Annotated in this window: 1 protein-coding gene; it reads left to right on the plus strand. The window is 69.5% G+C overall.

Features of this window, described 5'->3' with window-relative positions:
• Positions 1-240, plus strand: a 240-nt coding sequence (locus tag I6F37_RS43175; RefSeq protein ID WP_225154859.1) for a hypothetical protein, incomplete at its 5' end; no start/stop codon positions are given.
• Positions 241-400: the final 160 nt, after the last annotated feature.

Genomic DNA, 400 nt, shown 5'->3' on the forward strand with positions numbered 1-400 from the left:
GCACTCGCCGTGGCCGGCAGCGGCGTACCGGCCCAGGAGTGGGGCGGCGAGATCAGCGACCTGCTCTTCGCGCTCGGGTGGCGCAGCGGACACGACCGGTACTCACCGCCGCCTGCCACCAGTGCGACCCTCGACGTCCTCGAGCAACTCGCCGGCGCTTCGCGCGTCCGCTGGCGCGAGATCACGGGCGTCGACCTAGCCGTCTCGGCCACCGCCCGTGCGGTGTTCCGGAGCGGATGACACCGGGCTGCGACTTCACGGGCTAGTCCCCAACAGGAGAGCGATTTCTCGACCCGAATATCGCACTCCTGTTGGGGACTACCGCGACGACAGGAGCCTCTGTTGAGGGTGGTCAGGTGAGGAACTCGGCGATGCGGTCGTGGTAGCCCGGGGGCTCGAG

Origin of the sequence: Bradyrhizobium sp. NBAIM08, from assembly GCF_020193935.1 — a bacterium.
Taxonomy (GTDB): Bacteria; Pseudomonadota; Alphaproteobacteria; order Rhizobiales; family Xanthobacteraceae; genus Bradyrhizobium; species Bradyrhizobium yuanmingense.